The sequence below is a fragment of the Microbacterium sp. Root61 genome, from assembly GCF_001427525.1.
Lineage (GTDB): Bacteria > Actinomycetota > Actinomycetes > Actinomycetales > Microbacteriaceae > Microbacterium.
This window is the reverse complement of the sequence record NZ_LMGU01000001.1, coordinates 1,358,278-1,371,477: the sequence shown is the minus strand read 5'-3', so window position 1 is coordinate 1,371,477 and position 13,200 is coordinate 1,358,278. Positions and strand designations below refer to the sequence as shown.

The following is a 13,200-nucleotide window of genomic DNA, read 5'->3' as shown; positions in this document are numbered from 1 at the left end:
CGCACAGCGGGGGAGCGGCGGTCAGGGAACGCGCGCCGGCCCCGTGCTGTCGCGCACGACCAGACGCGTGGGCACCAGGAACTTCTGCTTCGCGTCCGGCTGACCGTTGATGATCGACAGCAGCACGGTCGTCGCCAGGCGCCCGACCTCGTCGAGGTTCTGGTGCACCGTGGTCAGGGACGGCCAGAAGGTGGCCGCGCCGTCCGCATCGTCGAATCCGACCACGCTGATGTCTTCGGGGATCCGCAGCCCGCTGTCGTGGATCGCGTGCATCGCGCCGAGCGCCATCTGGTCGTTTCCCGCGAAGATGGCCGTGGGGAGTCGCTCCTCGCGCAGGATGTGCTCGCCGAGCTCGACACCCGAAGCCGCGGACCAATCGCCGACCAGGATGGGTCGACCGGGCAGGCCGTGTTCGTCCATCATCCGTCGGTATGCCTCGGCGCGGCGCTGTGCCGAGTAGGAGATCTCGGGGCCGGAGATATGCACGATGTCGCGGTGGCCGAGATCGAACAGATGCTGCAGCGCCAGCCGGGCGCCCTGTTCCTGGTCGGTGTCGACCACGGTGTAGGGCAGATGCGCGTCGGAATCGACGATGACCAGTGGCAGTCCCGCAGTCATCGTGAGGTCATCGAGGGCGCCGACCTCGGCGGACATGACCAGGATGATGCCGTCGACTGCCTGCTCCTCGAGCCGGCCGAACGCACCGACGACGTCGAGTTGCGTGGGATCGGTGACGGGCAGCAGAGTGGTCGTGTAGCCCGCCGCCTCGGATGCTTCGGCGATCGCGTCGAGCGTGCGTTCATTGCCGAAGGTGGCCAGGTTGAACGTCACGAATCCGATGCTGCGGAATCGGCCCGACTTGAGATTGCGCGCGGCGCTGTTCGGGCGGTACCCGAGTTCGCGCATCGACGCGAGCACACGTTCGCGCGTGGACGGTCGCACGTTCTGCTGATTGTTCGCCACCCTGGAGACCGTCTGGGCCGAGACCCCGGCGTGCGCGGCGACGTCGTTGATCGACGCTCGGACGGGGACGCTCGACGCAGACTTCATGGCAACGCAAACACTACCGATCAGACTCCGTGAGAGGAACCTCCGATGACCGACTTCCCTGACCTGGGCGTCATATTGCGAAGCAGCGGCGTGGCTGTCGTTCTCGACTTCTCGGGTGGCCGACTGCCGGTGATCGCCCACTGGGGAGCCGATCTCGGCGACGTCGGGGCCGATGAATACACGAGTCTCCTCGCCACCGCGGTCGCACCGATCGGGGCGAGCGAGGCGGACGTGCCGGTGCCGGTCTCCGTGCTGCCCGAGCACACGCGCGGCTGGCTCGGGCACCCCGGGATCAGCGGCTCGCGCGCGGGGACCGCGTGGTCGCCGTCGTTCACCGTCACCTCGGTGGCGATCAACGAACGGCAGATCGGTGAAGACGACGCCCGCGTGATCAACAGCGGGGCCGCGGTGGTTGTGGTGGCCGCGACGGACGCCGTGACGCAATTGGGACTCGAGGTGACGATCGAACTCGATCCCGCCGGCGTCGTGCGCATGCGCGCCGAGATGGAGAACCTCGCCGAGGAGCCGTACCAGCTCGACGAGATGCTGCTGTGCCTGCCGACGCCGCTGCAGGCCGACGAGGTGCTGGACTTCGCCGGACGCTGGGGGCGTGAGCGGGCGCCACAGCGCCACCGGATGACGGTGGGGACGCACCGGCGGGAGGGGCGTCGCGGCCGCACCGGCCTCGACGCCGCCACCATCCTCTCGGCCGGCACGCCCGGGTTCGGCTTCGCCGGAGGAGAGGTCTGGGGCATCCACACCGCGTGGTCGGGCAACCACGTGCACCAGCTCGAGCGGGCGCTGTCCGGTCGTCAACTTCTCGGCGGCGGTGAACTGCTGCTGCCGGGAGAACTGCGGCTGGCGCAGGGGGAGACGTACCGCAGCCCGTGGGTGTACGGGTTCTACGGCGATGGCCTGGATGCCGCGGCGCAGCGTACGCACCGCATGCTGCGCGCACGTCCGCAGCATCCGTCGACGGTGCGCCCGATCACGCTCAACGTCTGGGAGGCGGTGTACTTCGACCACGACTTCGACACCCTCGTCGAGCTGGCCGATCTCGCGGCGGGCGTCGGCATCGAGCGCTTCGTGTTGGATGACGGATGGTTCGGCGGGCGCCGCAACGACCGCGCCGGATTGGGCGACTGGACCGTGTCACCCGATGTCTGGCCGCACGGCCTCGGACCGCTCATCGATCACGTGCGCGGGCTGGATATGGAGTTCGGGCTGTGGGTCGAGCCGGAGATGATCAACGTCGATTCCGACCTCGCGCGGCAGCATCCGGAGTGGATCATGTCTGCACGCGACCGGCTCCCGGTGGAGGCGCGCAATCAGCAGGTGCTGGATCTCGGCAACCCGGACTGCTACGCCCACATCCGCGATGCCCTCGTGGCGCTGCTCGATGAGTACGACATCGCGTACCTGAAGTGGGACCACAACCGCGATCTGGTGGATGCCGGGTCGGGCGCGGCGCAGCGCCCGGGCGTGCACGGGCAGACCCTCGCCTTCTACCGACTCGTCGACGAGCTCAAGGCGAAGTACCCCGGCCTGGAGATCGAGTCATGCTCCTCGGGTGGTGGACGCGTCGATCTCGGGGCCCTCGATCGGACGGACCGGATCTGGGTCTCGGACAACAACGATCCTCTCGATCGCCAGGAGATCAACCGCTGGACGAGCCAGCTGGTGCCGCCCGAGCTGATGGGCATGCACATCGCGTCGGAGTCCTCACACACGACGGGCCGCACACACGCGCTGTCGTTCCGCGCCACGACGGCGCTGTTCGGGCACCTCGGCGTCGAGTGGGACCTGCGTACCTCCACGGCGGCTGAGCTCGCCGAGCTCGGTGCCTGGATCGGCCTGCATCGCGAGCTGCGCGAGCTGCTGCACGGGGGAGACCTGGTGCGACTCGACCACCCCGACGACTCCATCTCGCTGCACGGGGTCGTCGCGACCGACCGCTCGGACGCGGTGTATGCGTTCGTGGCGCACACCCGCTCGCCGCTCGCGAACGCGGGACGGGTGCGGCTGCCGGGCCTCGACCCGCAGCGCAGCTACACGGTCGAGCCGGTGCGCGTGGGCGTGCAGCCCGAGGACAGTGACCTGCCGGCCTGGTGGAGCACCGGCGCGACGGCCACCGGCGCACTGCTCGGTTCGGTGGGCGTGGTCATGCCGACCCTGTGGCCGGAGCACAGCGTGCTGCTCCGCGTCGTCGAGCGTGAGGGTGGGCCCGCGCGCGACATCCGACCGTGACTCCGCTCGTCCTGATCGCGGTGCTCGGCGCCGCCGTCCTGCACGGCGGCTGGAACGCGATGGCCAAGGCGATCCCGGATCGCCTGGCCTCCTCGGCGCTGATGGGTGCGGTGTACTTCGTCGCGGGCGCGATCGGATGCCTCGTGCTGCCGCCGGTCGCACCCGCGGCGTGGCCGTACCTCGCGGCATCCGCCGTCGTGCAGTCCGCGTACCTGATCCTGCTGATGGCGGCCTACGCCCGTACCGAGTTCGGCCGGGCGTATCCGCTCACGCGTGGAATCGCGGTGCTCGGGATCACGGCGGCCTCGACCACGCTGCTGGGCGAGTCGCTGGCACCCCTGCAGCTGGCCGGAGTGGCCGTCGTGGTGTTCGCCCTGTTCGCGCTGTCGTGGAGCCGTGACGGCTCTCATGACCGGCGCAGCACGCTGCTCATCCTCGCCGTCGGTGCCACCGTCACGGTCTACTCGGTGCTCGACGGCGTCGGCGTGCGCGCCTCGGGCGCTCCGCTCAGCTATGCGTCCTGGCTGTTCCTGCTGCAGGGGGCCGCGCTGCCCGTGCTGTGCCTCGTGCTCTCCCGCGACCGCCGGCGATTCGTCACCGGCCTGCGCTCGCATGCCGGCCTCGGCATCACCGGTGGGGTGGTCTCACTGGTGGCGTACACGATCGTGCTGTGGGCGCAGTCCCAAGCGCCGCTCGCCGTCGTCTCCGCGCTGCGCGAGTCGGGGGTGCTCGTGGCCGGGGTGATCGGGTACCTGGTCTTCCGTGAGCCGTTCAAGCTGTGGCGGGCGATCGCCACGGTGGTGGCGGTGGCCGGCATCGTCGCCATCCGTGTGGGCGGCTGAGGCTGCGCGAGCGCAGACGAGAGGGCCGCCGGTGCATGCACCGACGGCCCTCTCGCTCTTCCCGGCCCCTAGCTCGCGGGCGGCATCAGCACCGTGTCGATCAGGTACACGGTGGCGTTGGCGGTCTGGACGCCGCCGCAGATGACGGTCGCGCCGTTGACCATCAGGTTGTCACCGCTGCCCGTGACCTCGAGGTCGGCACCGTTGACCGTGGTGTGCGTGCCGACGATGTCGGCGGGCTCGATCTGCCCGGGCACGACGTGGTAGGTCAGGATCGACGAGAGCAGGTCACTGTCGGTCTTGAGGACCTCGATGGTGGCCGGATCGATCTTGGCGAACGCATCATCGACGGGCGCGAACACGGTGAATTCGTCGCCGTTGAGCGTGTCGACGAGATTGACGTCGGGGTTGAGCTGGCCCGAGACCGCGGCGACGAGCGTCGTGAGCAGCGGGTTGTTCGATGCGGCGACGGCGACCGGGTCCTGCGACATGCCGACGATCGAGCCGTCGCCGTCGGGGACGGCCTCGGCGTAGGCGGCGCAGCCGGCACCGACGAGGTTGGCGGCCGGGTCGTTCTCCATGGCCGGGGCCTGCGACTCCTCCATCGCGGGAGGGGCGGTGGTCTCCTCGGTCGCGCTCCCCGACATCGGTGTGCAGGCACTCAGGGCGATCGCCGCCGCGAACGTGACGGGCAGGCACAGCAGAAACAGCTTCTTGCGAGACATCGGATCCTCCTTGTCGGTGCGGCTCCGCAGAGGGCCGCACGATGCTGTGGCCACCGGATCGGCGGCGTACACGAGGTTGTTCGGGGCCCCGCTCGAATCGGATTGGAGGATCGTGGAATGGATGTCGTGGCGTCCCGAATCGACGGACGGACCAAACCGAAAGAGCGCTCTCCTCCGAACAGCACCCGACGCCGCTCCCTTCGCGCGGGTCGGAGGGGCACCCCATGGAACTGATACTCATCGGTCTGCTCGGCGGGCTGATCACGGGAATCTCGCCGTGCATCCTGCCGGTGCTGCCGGTCATCTTCCTGTCCGGAGGAGCGCAATCCGCCCGGCGCAGACCGGAACCCGTGAGGGTGCAGGCTTCGCCCACCGGGGGAGGCACGGCAACGGCGACGCTGGCGCCGCCCGATGTCGCGGCGGAAGCGCGACCGGTCTCGAAGTGGCGTCCCTACATCGTCATCCTCGGACTGGTCACGAGCTTCACACTCGTCGCGCTGGTCGGCAGCCTCATCCTGAGTCTGCTCGGTCTGCCGCAGGACGTGATCCGCTGGGCCGGCATCGTCGTCCTCGTCCTGATCGGCCTCGGGCTGATCATCCCGCGCTTCGAGCAGCTGCTCGAACGACCGTTCCAGTGGATCCCGCGCCGTGAGGTCTCGACCGAGCGCAACGGCTTCGCCCTCGGCTTCGCGCTGGGGGCCGTGTACGTGCCCTGCGCCGGACCGGTCCTCGCCGCGATCATCGTCGCCGGCTCGACCGGCCGGATCGGCCTGGACACCGTGCTGCTGACGGTCTCGTTCGCGATCGGCGCGGCCCTGCCCCTCCTCTTCTTCGCGCTCGCCGGCCGGGCGCTCATCGAGCGCATCCGGGCGTTCCGCAAGCGCGAGCGCGGGCTGCGCATCGCCGGCGGGATCGCGATGATCGCGCTGGCGGTCGGCCTGGCGTTCAACCTTCCCGCCCTGCTGCAGAGGCTGGTGCCGGACTACACGGCGCCGCTCACACAGCAGCTGGACGAGAACGAGACGGTGCGCGACGCCCTCGACCTCGGCGGGCTCGTGACCGACGAGAATCGCAAGCTCGATGAGTGCAGCAACGGCGCCACGGAGCTGGAATCGTGCGGCACGGCTCCGAGCATCCGCGGTATCGACGCATGGCTGAACACGCCGGACGGCGACGGGATCGATCTGAAGGATCTGCGCGGGCAGGTCGTCCTGATCGACTTCTGGGCGTACTCCTGCATCAACTGCCAGCGCAGCATCCCGCATGTCGTTGCCTGGGACAAGGCGTATCGAGACGCGGGGCTGCAGGTCATCGGCATCCACTCGCCCGAGTACGCGTTCGAGAAGGACGCCGGCAATGTGGCCTCCGGCGCGAAGGCGTTCGGCATCGAGTATCCGGTCGCTCTGGACAACTCGCTGTCGACCTGGACCAACTACCGCAACCGATACTGGCCGGCGCATTACCTGATCGATGCCGAGGGCACGGTGCGGCACATCGCGTTCGGGGAGGGCAACTACGCCGCCACCGAGAAGCTGATCCGAGAGCTCCTCGAGAGCGCCCACCCCGGCGCATCGCTGCCGGCGGCGACCGAGGTGGAGGACACGACCCCGGATGCGGGCGCGACGACGCCCGAGACGTTCCTCGGCACCGCGAAGGATCAGAACTTCGGGGGTTCCGAGAGCTACGGGCAGGGGGAGAGCTCCTTCTCGGTGCCCGCGGACCAGAAGGGCGACACGTTCGCGCTGGAGGGGGACTGGGTGCTTGCGACGCAGTACATCGAGCCGACGGATGGCGCGGCCACCATCGCGCTGAGGTACACCGGGGCGGAGGTGCGGGTGGTGCTGTCGGGCACCGGATCCGTCACGGTGACGATCGACGGCCGTGCTCCTCAGACGATCCCGGTGGAGGGCACGCCGCGATCGTATGAGCTGTATCGGGGTGCGAGCGGGAGCGGCCTGATCGAGGTGTCGGTGACCCCCGGCGTGCAGGCGTACTCGTTCACTTTTGGGTGACGATCTGCGATGAGGGGCATCGAAGTGCGTGCGCGGCCGTCGGCGTGGGGCATGCTGGGGAGCATGGTCATCGACGGCATGGAGCTCCCCGACGACGGGAGCGCCACTGTCGACCATGCCGGCTCTCTGCTCGAACGGGTCGCCAACGGTGACCAGGCCGCGTTCGGTGAGCTGTACGACTTGCTCTCGCCACGCGTCTTCGGTCTCATCCTGCGCGTCCTCGTCGATCGCTCGCAGAGCGAGGAGGTGCTGCAGGAGGTGTTCCTGGAGATCTGGCAATCCGCGGCGAAGTTCGCTCCGAACAAAGGTCAGGGGAGGTCGTGGATTCTCACGATCGCGCATCGCCGGGCCGTCGACCGGGTGCGGTCGGCGCAGGCGAGCACGAATCGTGACGTGCGAGCGGGACTCCGGGATCTCGACGTGGACCATGACAGCGTCGCCGAGCAGGTGGAGATGAGGATCGAAGGGGAGCGGGTCGCGCGAGCGCTGGCGAGCTTGCCCGACGCCCAGCGAGAGGCGCTCACGCTGGCCTATTACGGCGGTTACAGTCAGAGCGAGATCGCCGCCCTGGTGGGTTCTCCGCTGGGAACGATCAAGACACGGATGCGGGACGGGCTATCCCGCCTCCGCAACGAGATGGGGGTGATGACGTGAACGAGCAGGACTTCGCCGAACTGGCGGCGGGCCATGCGCTGCACGCGCTCTCACCCGAGGACGAGCGCGAGTACCTCGCCGCGCTCGCCGCCCATCCGGAATGGGCGGAGCTCGTGGCGACGGATGCCGCGATCGCCGTCGCGCTGGCTGACACGGTCGCCGACGCGACGCCTCCGATAGGAGTGCGGTCGGCTCTGCTCGCGCAGATCGCCGATCTGCCCCAGGATGTCGCAGCCCCGGTTCACGTCTCGACGGAACCTGCGTCGGATACGGCGACCATCCAGGCGGTGGCGCGCCGCAACTGGACGCGCGGACTCCTCGCACTGGCGGCATCCTCCGTCCTGCTGCTCGGCCTCGGCTTCGGCGCGGTCCTGCTGGGCCAGCAGTTGAACCGCCCGGCATCCGTCATCGCCCTCGAGCAGATCGAGGCAGCCCCCGACGCGCAGAGCGCCTCCGTATCCCTCGAGGACGGGGGAGACGCCACCGCGCACTGGTCGGGTTCGCTCGGCAAGGCGGTGCTGGTGTCCGACGGACTGCCGACCATCGCGGACGACCAGGACTTCGAGCTGTGGTTCGTGCGCGAAGGCACGGCGATCTCCGCCGGCGTCTTCGATGCGGATGATGGGAACGCGACCGCGGTGCTGACGGGCGAGATGCATGCCGGCGACGTCATCGCCGTGACCGTGGAACAGGCGGGCGGTTCACCCTCGGGAGGACCGACCACCGATCCCATCGTCACGATCCCGACGGCCTGACCCGGGCTCATCCGCCAGTAGCCTGGAGGGATGAGCGACGAATCGAGGGAGTTCCACAAACCGGTTCGACGGCCCGCTGAGCTTTTCGACAGGCGCTTCGCCGCCGAGGACCCGGCTGAGGTCTCGCGCGTCGCGCACAGCACCGCGCAGGCGCTGCTGGCCCGCGTGCGCGAGCGGCCGGAGTCGGAGGTCGTGGATCGCCTGGTGGCCTTCACCGATGAGAACGGCATCGACGACATCGCCGAGCTGTGGTCGCGGTCGCCCGCGAAGACCCTTCCCGGAGCCCTGTGGCGGCTGTACCTGCTGCAGCTGATGATCCACGACGACCCGTCGACCGCGGCCCTGCTCTACGAACGGGGTCGGATCGAGCTGCACTCGGTCGATCCGGTGGTCGCCGGCGCGCCCACCCCGGCGGGGCCGGAAGAGCTGGTGGCGCTCATCGACACGATCCTGCGCGGACTGTTCGAGGGAGACTTCGCCGTGGCGCTGGACCGAGCAGCGGCGTTCAGCCGGGTGCAGGCCGCGGGAGCCACACACCTGGCCGACGACTACGAGGCCACCGAGCCGGAACGGGCATCCGTCCTGACCACCCGGGCGCTGCGCCTGTCGACCTACGCGGCGGACCTGTCCTCGTGCGCCGTTCTGTGGCGCCACGAAGCGCTGACCTGAAGCGGCGGGCGGCGGCATCCGGGTACGAAAGTGCCGGGCCGCAGAACGCCTCTCGGCGCGAGGCCGCTCATAGCGGCAAAAGATGGAGCCCGGGGTTACTGCGGCCCGGCTGTTCCAGTGTAACGGAGTGGTCGCCCGGCGCATTCCCGGCCCTAGGCTCGGATCATGGCCTGGCTCTACGCGCTCATGATCGACCCCGCGGCATCCGACGATGTCCGCACCACGTTCGCCGACACGTTCACCGCGGTCGATCCGTCCGCCCCGGCGCTCAGCGTCGGCGAGCTGAGCACGCAGCGCGGCGACGGCATCTTCGAGTCGATCGGCGTGGTCGACGGCCACCCGCAGGAGGTCGAGGCGCACCTTGAGCGGCTGGCGCACTCGGCCCGCCTGTGCGATCTGCCCGCACCGCACCTGCCGCAGTGGCGCGCGGCGATCGCCGCGGTGGCGGCGCACTGCGGTGCAGGGGAGTCGGTCATCAAGCTCATCCTGAGCCGCGGGGTGGAGCACGGCCCCACCCCGACCGCGTGGGTCACCGCCGCCCCGGCGGCCGACTTCGCACGCGTCCGTGCGGAGGGCGTCCGGATCGTGACCCTCGACCGCGGGCTGGACAGCCGTGCCGCCATCCGCGCACCGTGGCTGCTGCTGGGCGCCAAGACGCTGTCGTACGCCGTCAACATGGCGGCGATCCGCGAGGCCAAGCGCCAGGGCGCGGATGACGCGATCTTCGTCTCCTCGGACGGCATCGTGCTCGAAGCGCCCACCGCCTCCGTCATCCTGCGCATCGGGGGCACCTACGTGACGCCCGCCCCGACCGGCTCGATCCTGCACGGCACGACCCAGCTCAGCGCGTTCGAGTGGCTCGAGGCGCAGGGGCTCGCGACCGAGTACCGCGAGGTCCCGGCATCCGATCTGCTCCGCGCGGATGCTGCATGGCTCCTCTCCAGCGTCCGTCTCGCCGCCCCGATCACGGCGATCGACGGCACGGCATTGCCCGTCGACCCCGACTTCACCGGCCGACTGAACGCGTACCTGCTGTCGCCGCGCGACTGACTTCTGGCCCTCGTCCCCGGCCGGAAGTCACCGGTCCGACGTCGCTCCCGAGAGCGCCCGACGCGACCGGCCCAGCATTCCGCGCACCACGAACGGCAGCAGGACCCGCGCCGGGAGCACCCACAAGGGAGTGTGAGCGCCCTTGAACCGCACTGCGGCGATCACGCGCACGAGCGCGTTGCGCTCGTCCACGCCGATCCCCACTCGCAGGTCCATCCGCCGACCGTCGACGCCGACGAGTGCTTCGTCTCCTTCGACGCGGCGCACCGCGAACGCGGCGGGGTAGGCCGGGCGGCTGGCGCGCGAGGAGAGGTGCCCGAGCGTCAGCGGACCCGAGATCCACCGGGGGAGCGCGTCGTACGAGAACAGGTTGCGTGCCCAGGCGGCCGGGTCCGCCGTCGCGTGAGCGGGAAGGACGCCGATCGTGACGTGCGCGTAGTCGGGGTCGACGATCTCTTCGAACGCCAGCGACCAGAAGGACGGATGCTGCATCGGCTGTGTCTCTCTCACTGCGGTTGCTCCCCGGGGCACTCACCATACGGGTGCGTACGGTTGGTGGAATCCGACTATACGGTAGCGTATGGAACATGGCAAGGCTGACGGCGGATGACTGGACCCTGGCCGCATTCGAGCGCTTCAACGCCGACGGCATCGCAGCGGTGCGAGTCGAAGCCGTCGCCCGCGACCTCGGTACGACCAAGGGGTCGTTCTACTGGCACTTCGCCGACCGTGCCGCTCTGGTCCAGACTGTGCTCGAGACGTGGGAGCGCACCGAGACCGAGGAGCTGATCGCGCGTGTGCAGCAGATCGAGTCGCCGCGGGACAGGCTCGCGTGGCTGTTCGAGGCGATCGTTCAGCGCATGCAGGATCGAGGGGGCGAACGCACGCTCTACATCGAGGCCGCGGCAGCCGGCATCCACCAGGTTGTCGGGAGGGTCGTGGAGCGCCGCGTCACCTACGTAGCCGGCGTCATCGAGGAACTGGGTTTCGACGCCGTCGAGGCCAGACGACGGGCGGCGCTCATCGTCGCCGCGGTGATCGGCTACCAACAGCTCATCGCAGGTGGCTGGCACCCCGGCGCCGGAATGGGCGACGCCGCACTCGTCGCGTCGCTGCTCGGAATGGCCGTCGACCTGTCGCCGGCCCCGGCCGCGCAGCATCCGGTACGCGACGAGTAAACGCATCCACCTCGGCACGGACGCCCGCGCGTACGACCCCGAGTCGTACCCGTAGACGCAGAAGAGCGGATGCCTCTACCGAGGCATCCGCTCTTCCACAACGCTCGAAGGACCTACCCGAAGCGTCCGGAGACGTAGTCCTCCGTGGCCTGGACGGCCGGGGTGGTGAAGATCGAGCGGGTGTCGTTGTACTCGATGAGCTTGCCGGGCTTGCCGGTGCCGGCGATGTTGAAGAACGCGGTCTTGTCCGAGACGCGCGAGGCCTGCTGCATGTTGTGCGTGACGATCACGATCGTGTAGTCCTGCTTGAGCTCCTCGATCAGCTCCTCGATCGCGTACGTCGAGATGGGGTCCAGCGCCGAGCAGGGCTCGTCCATCAGGAGCACCTGCGGGGCGACCGCGATCGCACGGGCGATGCAGAGGCGCTGCTGCTGGCCGCCGGAGAGGCCGGAGCCGGGCTTGTCGAGGCGGTCCTTGACCTCGTTCCAGAGGTTGGCGCCGCGCAGCGACTTCTCCACCAGGGTGTCGGCGTCCGACTTGGAGATGCGCTTGTTGTTGAGCTTCACTCCGGCCAGCACGTTCTCCTTGATCGACATCGTCGGGAACGGGTTGGGCCGCTGGAAGACCATGCCGACCTGGCGGCGCACGGCCACCGGGTCCACGCCGTTGGCGTAGAGGTCGTCGCCGTCCAGCAGCACTTCGCCCTCGACGCGGGCGCCGGGGATCACTTCGTGCATGCGGTTGAGGGTGCGCAGGAACGTCGACTTGCCGCAGCCGGACGGGCCGATGAAGGCCGTGACACTGCGGGGCTCGATCGACAGCGAGACGCCTTCGACGGCGAGGAAGTCGCTGTAGTAGACGTTGAGATCGTTGACTTCAATGCTTTTGGACACGAGGTACTTTCTGAGCGGTTCGGAGGGTCAGCGGCCGGTCTTGGGCGAGAAGACCTTGGCGATGACGCGTGCGAGGAGATTGAGGACCATGACGATCACGATGAGGGTGAGCGCGGCGGCCCAGGCGCGGTCGGTGTAGACCTCCGGCGGGATGCCCTGGTTCGCGTACTGCGTGTACGTGAACACCGGGAGGGTCTGCATGCGGCCGTCGAACAGGTTGTAGTTCATCGAGTCCGTGAAGCCGGCCGTGATCAGCAGCGGGGCCGTCTCGCCGATGACGCGCGAGATCGACAGCATGATGCCCGTCGTGATGCCCGCGATCGCGGTCGGCAGCACGACTTTGACCACCGTGAGCCACTTCGGTACGCCGAGGGCGTAGGCGGCCTCCCGCAGCTCGTTCGGCACGAGGCGCAGCATTTCCTCGCTGGAGCGCACGACGACCGGGATCATCAGCACGGCCAGCGCGACGGCACCCATGATGCCCAGGCGGATGCCGGGACCGAAGAAGATCGCGAACAGCGCGTAGGCGAACAGACCCGCCACGATGGACGGGATGCCGGTCATGACATCGACCAAGAACGTGATGCCGCGTGCGAGGCGCTTGCCGGCGCCGTACTCGACCAGGTAGATCGCGGTCATCAGGCCGATCGGGATCGAGATGATTGCGGCGGCACCGGTGATCAGCACGGTGCCGACGATCGCGTGCAGCGCGCCGCCGCCTTCGCCGACGACGTTGCGCATCGAGCTCGAGAAGAACAGGAAGTCGAAGCGCGCGATGCCGTTGGCCACGACCGTCCAGGCGACGGACACGAGCGGCACCATCGCGATGAGGAACGCCGAGGTGACGACGCCGGTGATCAGGCGGTCGGTGGCCTTGCGGCGGCCCTCGACGATCGTGGAGATCACGAAGATCAGCACCAGGTAGACGACCGCTGAGCTGACGAGCCAGCCGGCGTAGTTCAGCCCGTCGGTGCCGGCGCCTTCGATGACGAGGAAGACGCCGAGCATGGCGATGACGGATGCCGCGAGCAGCGTCCAGGGCACCCACCGCGCCAGGCGGCCGCTGCGCAGCGAATCGGAGGCGGTCGGTGCGATGCGCACGGGAGGGGGAGCGGTGATGGTCAT

Annotated in this window: 13 protein-coding genes; 8 read left to right on the top strand and 5 right to left on the bottom strand. The window is 69.1% G+C overall.

Going from position 1 to position 13,200, the window contains the following annotated elements; genetic code table 11:
- Positions 1-21: 21 nt before the first annotated feature.
- On the bottom strand, positions 22-1,050 hold the full coding sequence (locus ASD65_RS06705; protein WP_056220195.1) for a LacI family DNA-binding transcriptional regulator: 1,029 nt from the start codon (positions 1,048-1,050) through the stop codon (positions 22-24).
- Positions 1,051-1,095: 45 nt separating this feature from the next.
- Here ASD65_RS06705 and ASD65_RS06700 point away from each other — a divergent pair, with 45 nt between their 5' ends.
- Both ASD65_RS06700 and ASD65_RS06695 read left to right on the top strand, forming a co-directional pair.
- Positions 1,096-3,297: an alpha-galactosidase gene (locus tag ASD65_RS06700; RefSeq protein WP_056220192.1), complete on the top strand. Its 2,202-nt coding sequence runs from the start codon at positions 1,096-1,098 to the stop codon at positions 3,295-3,297.
- Positions 3,294-4,139 (top strand): DMT family transporter, encoded by an 846-nt coding sequence (locus tag ASD65_RS06695; RefSeq protein ID WP_056220189.1) that lies wholly within the window; start codon positions 3,294-3,296, stop codon positions 4,137-4,139. Before ASD65_RS06700 ends, ASD65_RS06695 begins: the two co-directional genes overlap by 4 nt.
- A gap of 68 nt (positions 4,140-4,207) precedes the next feature.
- On the opposite strand, the gene ASD65_RS06690 is transcribed toward ASD65_RS06695, so the two are convergent.
- On the bottom strand, positions 4,208-4,864 hold the full coding sequence (locus ASD65_RS06690; protein WP_056224563.1) for a fasciclin domain-containing protein: 657 nt from the start codon (positions 4,862-4,864) through the stop codon (positions 4,208-4,210).
- Positions 4,865-5,088: 224 nt separating this feature from the next.
- Here ASD65_RS06690 and ASD65_RS06685 point away from each other — a divergent pair, with 224 nt between their 5' ends.
- From ASD65_RS06685 to ASD65_RS06665, 5 genes are all read left to right on the top strand, one after another.
- Positions 5,089-6,876: a cytochrome c biogenesis protein DipZ gene (locus ASD65_RS06685; RefSeq protein ID WP_056220185.1), complete on the top strand. Its 1,788-nt coding sequence runs from the start codon at positions 5,089-5,091 to the stop codon at positions 6,874-6,876.
- Positions 6,877-6,927: 51 nt separating this feature from the next.
- Positions 6,928-7,530 carry an ECF RNA polymerase sigma factor SigK gene (gene sigK / locus ASD65_RS06680; protein ID WP_200948702.1) on the top strand — a complete coding sequence of 201 codons (603 nt, stop codon included), beginning with the start codon at positions 6,928-6,930 and terminating at the stop codon, positions 7,528-7,530.
- The gene (locus tag ASD65_RS06675; protein WP_056220181.1) at positions 7,527-8,285 is read left to right on the top strand and encodes an anti-sigma factor; all 759 of its coding nucleotides are present in this window, start codon (positions 7,527-7,529) and stop codon (positions 8,283-8,285) included. Before sigK ends, ASD65_RS06675 begins: the two co-directional genes overlap by 4 nt.
- Before the next feature lie 30 nt (positions 8,286-8,315).
- Positions 8,316-8,954: a response regulator transcription factor gene (locus ASD65_RS06670; RefSeq protein WP_056220178.1), complete on the top strand. Its 639-nt coding sequence runs from the start codon at positions 8,316-8,318 to the stop codon at positions 8,952-8,954.
- Between the two features lie 165 nt (positions 8,955-9,119).
- A complete protein-coding gene (locus tag ASD65_RS06665; protein ID WP_056220175.1) occupies positions 9,120-10,004 on the top strand; it encodes an aminodeoxychorismate lyase in 885 nt (294 codons plus the stop codon).
- Positions 10,005-10,031: 27 nt separating this feature from the next.
- On the opposite strand, the gene ASD65_RS06660 is transcribed toward ASD65_RS06665, so the two are convergent.
- Entirely contained in the window at positions 10,032-10,514 is a 483-nt protein-coding gene (locus ASD65_RS06660) for a hypothetical protein (protein ID WP_156378799.1), read from the bottom strand.
- Positions 10,515-10,591: 77 nt separating this feature from the next.
- Here ASD65_RS06660 and ASD65_RS06655 point away from each other — a divergent pair, with 77 nt between their 5' ends.
- Positions 10,592-11,182: a TetR/AcrR family transcriptional regulator gene (locus ASD65_RS06655; RefSeq protein ID WP_056220170.1), complete on the top strand. Its 591-nt coding sequence runs from the start codon at positions 10,592-10,594 to the stop codon at positions 11,180-11,182.
- A 113-nt stretch (positions 11,183-11,295) separates the two neighbouring features.
- Here ASD65_RS06655 and pstB read toward each other — a convergent pair whose 3' ends face one another.
- The gene (gene pstB / locus ASD65_RS06650) at positions 11,296-12,075 is read right to left on the bottom strand and encodes a phosphate ABC transporter ATP-binding protein PstB (protein ID WP_056220167.1); all 780 of its coding nucleotides are present in this window, start codon (positions 12,073-12,075) and stop codon (positions 11,296-11,298) included.
- Between the two features lie 27 nt (positions 12,076-12,102).
- Entirely contained in the window at positions 12,103-13,200 is a 1,098-nt protein-coding gene (gene pstA, locus ASD65_RS06645) for a phosphate ABC transporter permease PstA (RefSeq protein ID WP_056220164.1), read from the bottom strand.

Excerpts from the sequence above, each read along its gene's own strand:
- ASD65_RS06705 (WP_056220195.1), bottom strand. The coding sequence starts at position 1,050 with ATGAAGTCTGCGTCGAGCGTCCCCGTCCGAGCGTCGATCAACGACGTC.
- ASD65_RS06700 (WP_056220192.1), top strand. The coding sequence starts at position 1,096 with ATGACCGACTTCCCTGACCTGGGCGTCATATTGCGAAGCAGCGGCGTG.
- ASD65_RS06690 (WP_056224563.1), bottom strand. The coding sequence starts at position 4,864 with ATGTCTCGCAAGAAGCTGTTTCTGCTGTGCCTGCCCGTCACGTTCGCG.
- ASD65_RS06685 (WP_056220185.1), top strand. The coding sequence starts at position 5,089 with ATGGAACTGATACTCATCGGTCTGCTCGGCGGGCTGATCACGGGAATC.
- sigK (WP_200948702.1), top strand. The coding sequence starts at position 6,928 with ATGCTGGGGAGCATGGTCATCGACGGCATGGAGCTCCCCGACGACGGG.
- ASD65_RS06670 (WP_056220178.1), top strand. The coding sequence starts at position 8,316 with ATGAGCGACGAATCGAGGGAGTTCCACAAACCGGTTCGACGGCCCGCT.
- ASD65_RS06665 (WP_056220175.1), top strand. The coding sequence starts at position 9,120 with ATGGCCTGGCTCTACGCGCTCATGATCGACCCCGCGGCATCCGACGAT.
- ASD65_RS06655 (WP_056220170.1), top strand. The coding sequence starts at position 10,592 with ATGGCAAGGCTGACGGCGGATGACTGGACCCTGGCCGCATTCGAGCGC.
- pstA (WP_056220164.1), bottom strand. The coding sequence starts at position 13,200 with ATGACCATCACCGCTCCCCCTCCCGTGCGCATCGCACCGACCGCCTCC.